General features: G+C 66.2%; 4 protein-coding genes. All 4 read left to right on the top strand.

Annotated features, from left to right (window positions below):
* Positions 1-471 (top strand): M20/M25/M40 family metallo-hydrolase (locus tag MUO23_10815; GenBank protein ID MCJ7513446.1); only part of this gene is annotated, 471 nt, incomplete at its 5' end.
* 9 nt (positions 472-480) lie between these two features.
* Positions 481-1,389 carry a DUF1385 domain-containing protein gene (locus MUO23_10810; GenBank protein MCJ7513445.1) on the top strand — a complete coding sequence of 303 codons (909 nt, stop codon included), beginning with the start codon at positions 481-483 and terminating at the stop codon, positions 1,387-1,389.
* Positions 1,390-1,607: 218 nt separating this feature from the next.
* On the top strand, positions 1,608-1,814 hold the full coding sequence (locus MUO23_10805) for a MoaD/ThiS family protein (protein MCJ7513444.1): 207 nt from the start codon (positions 1,608-1,610) through the stop codon (positions 1,812-1,814).
* The gene (locus tag MUO23_10800; GenBank protein ID MCJ7513443.1) at positions 1,811-2,761 is read left to right on the top strand and encodes an adenine nucleotide alpha hydrolase family protein; all 951 of its coding nucleotides are present in this window, start codon (positions 1,811-1,813) and stop codon (positions 2,759-2,761) included. Before MUO23_10805 ends, MUO23_10800 begins: the two co-directional genes overlap by 4 nt.
* The last annotated feature ends 317 nt before the right edge of the window (positions 2,762-3,078 follow it).

Below are 3,078 nucleotides of genomic sequence, written 5' to 3'. Positions count from 1 at the left end.
TTGGACGTCAACGGGTTCTTGAGCGGCTTCACGGGGGCCGGCTCGAAGACCGTGCTGCCTGCGAAGGCCATGGCCAAGATCTCGATGCGGCTGGTGCCGGATCAGGACCCGAAGGAAATCCGGGCTTCGCTCGAGGCCTATCTGAGACAACACATGCCGCCAACGGTCAGCTGGGAGATCCTGGAGCACGCCGGCTGCCGGCCGTCGGTCATCGATATGGACTCTCCACCGGTGGCAGCCGCCGCACGCGCCCTGCAGTCGGTCTGGGGCAAGGCCCCGCTCTTCGCCCGCACTGGGGGCTCGGTCCCGGTCGTCGGCCACATCAAGGATCTGCTCGGCCTCGACAGCATGCTGCTTGGATTCGGCCTGCCGGACGACAACTTGCATGCCCCGAACGAGAAACAGCACGTGCCCACATTCTTCAACGGGATCGACGCCTGTATCCGCTTCTATGAGGAGATCGCTCGCTAGAGCCCGGGCATGAGCGATTCTTCGAGCAACGCCCCCGTCGGCTTGTATGGCGGCCAGGCCGTCATCGAGGGAGTGATGATGCGCGGCCGCCAGCAGTGCGCCGTGGCAGTCCGTGCCCCCGACGACCAAATCGTCCTCGATCACCTCCACCTTCCTCCCGGGGGAAGGGATCGTCTTGCCCGTCTGCCCCTGGTGCGCGGCCTGATCGTGCTGTGGGATTCCCTTTCGCTGGGCTACCGCGCCTTGTCGTTCTCGGCCGACGTGCAGACCGGGCAGCAACAGGCCATTGACCGCAAGACGATGGCGGGCACGCTGGTGGTCTCCCTGGGACTGGCGCTGACGTTGTTCTTCGCGCTTCCGGCTGGAGCAGCCTATGGATTGGAGATCGTGCTGGCGACGCCGCATTGGCTGACCGCCTTGATCGAAGGCGGGCTGCGCCTTCTCCTTCTCGTCGGCTACATCGCAGCCATCGGGACGGTACCCGAAATCCGGCGAGTGTATGCCTACCACGGCGCCGAGCACAAGACCATCAATGCCTTTGAGGCCAACGATCCTGACATGACCCCGCAGAGCGTCGCCCGCTTCCCACGGCAGCATGCCCGGTGCGGCACGGCCTTCCTGCTGACCGTGGTCGTATTCTCTATCTTGCTCTTCGCCCTGCTGGGCCCGATGCCGATCGGCCTGCGCCTGCTCAGCCGCATCCTGATGATTCCGGTGCTGGCCGCCATCTCCTATGAGTACATCCGCTGGACCGGCCGGCATCAGGCGACGTGGTGGGCGCAAGTGTTGCTTCTGCCCAACCTCGGACTGCAGGCCCTGACCACCCGCGAGCCCGAGGCTCCGATGATCGAGGTCGCCTTGGCGGCCTTTCGGGCACTGCGCGCCTCCGAGGGCAAGCCGGCGACGCCCGAGGGCTGAAGTCCAACGGCGGGCAGGCTCAGTTCCCGCCTTCCCCGAGCGCGGCCTGCGCAGCTCCACCAGGAAGCTCCTGCCCAGGCTGGGCCAACAATCGGCCTCCCCTGGGCGCCTCGCCCTCCGCACTGCCTGCAAAGGCGAGGTCGGTCCATCAGGCTTTCGGGTCCGAATCCGTTCGAGTCGAACCCAGCCACGGTACAATCGAACGCGGGAGCCAGCCTTTGACCGCAACGCTTCTCCTCCGCAGCCAGCAGCATGAAGTTCGCCATGGGACGACTGTGCGCGATGCCCTGCTGCGCCTGGACATCCTGCCGGAGACCGTCCTGCCGACCCGGGAGGGCGAACTCATCACGGACGATGTGATCCTTCAGGAAGGCGACGTCATCCGCCTGATCGCTGTCATCTCCGGTGGAGATCCGACGGCATGAAGTGTCGCAAGTGCGGGGAAACCGCAGCCATCAACATGCGCCAACACCGATTGGCGTTGTGCGGCCCCCACTATCTGGAGTGGGTGCCCGAGCAGACGCAGCGAACCATTGAGCGCTACCACATGTTCACGCCTTCCGACCGGATCCTGGTTGCCGTCTCAGGCGGCAAAGATTCGCTCGGACTGTGGGATGTGCTCGTGGGATTGGGCTATCCGGCCGAGGGCCTGTACATCGGGCTGGGCATCGACGGCGGAGTGGCGTACTCCGACCAGTCGCTGGATCGATGCCGATCGTTCGCCGCCGGGCGCGGCCTGCGCCTGCACACCGTCGACGTCCCAACCGAGCTGGGCGCCTCCATTCCCGAGGCAGCCAGACTCACCCACCGAGGCCAGCAGAAGCCATGCTCGGTGTGCGGCCTGACCAAGCGCCACGAGATGAATCGCCTCGCCCTTGAGGGGGGGTTCGCGGTGCTCGCTACCGGGCACAACCTGGATGATGAAGCTGCGGTGCTGTTTGGAAACACGTTGAGCTGGTCCGTCGGTTACCTGGCGCGCCAGGGCCCAACGCTAGAATCCCGTCCCGGGTTCGCCCGCAAGGTCAAACCTTTCTGCCGGCTGCTTGAGCGCGAAACCGCCGCCTACGCCCTGTTGCGCAAGATCGACTATGTCTACGATGAATGCCCATACGCCGAAGGAGCGACCACTCTGGCCCACAAGGACCTGCTCAACCGGCTGGAAGCCGAGAGGCCAGGCGCGAAACTCTCGTTCTACCTGTCGTTCCTGCGGGCCCGGGAGGCCGGCGCTTTTGCCCTGCCTGGTCCGGGGCAACCCGAGGGCGGGCTGCATCCGTGTCTCAGCTGCGGCCAGCCGACCTCTGCACCTGGTGAGTGCACCTACTGCCGGACCCGCCAGCGGGTCCACGAGAGACGCAGCGGCAGCGCACCCTAGCCTCAAGCCTCCGCCAGTGGCAGCCAATGGGCTTCAAGGGCCATTCCCCAGCCGGCGGACGAGCCGGCACAATCCCGGGTTCGGACCGAGTGGGGGCCGGATCCTTTCCAGCCCGCACTCGGCGTGCTGCTGGATTGACCTGCCCGGGAAGCTCTGCCCAGCCTACGTGGGCCGGACCGCCGGCGGGCCAGCAGGCTTGGGGCTACGCCGTCTCGAGATAGGCGGTGACTTCCCAGTCCGTCACGCGCGTGCGGTAGGTGTCACATTCGGTGCGCTTGGCTCGGACAAACGCCTCGAGCGCCTCCGCCCCCAACGCC

This window comes from Anaerolineales bacterium, assembly GCA_022866145.1.
In the GTDB taxonomy this organism is placed as follows: Bacteria; Chloroflexota; Anaerolineae; order Anaerolineales; family E44-bin32; genus PFL42.
The sequence above is the reverse complement of the archived record's forward strand: the minus strand, read 5'-3'. Positions and strand labels throughout refer to the sequence as shown.

Coding starts and splice junctions, on each gene's coding strand:
- MUO23_10800 (MCJ7513443.1), top strand. CDS start 1,811: ATGAAGTGTCGCAAGTGCGGGGAAACCGCAGCCATCAACATGCGCCAA.
- MUO23_10810 (MCJ7513445.1), top strand. CDS start 481: ATGAGCGATTCTTCGAGCAACGCCCCCGTCGGCTTGTATGGCGGCCAG.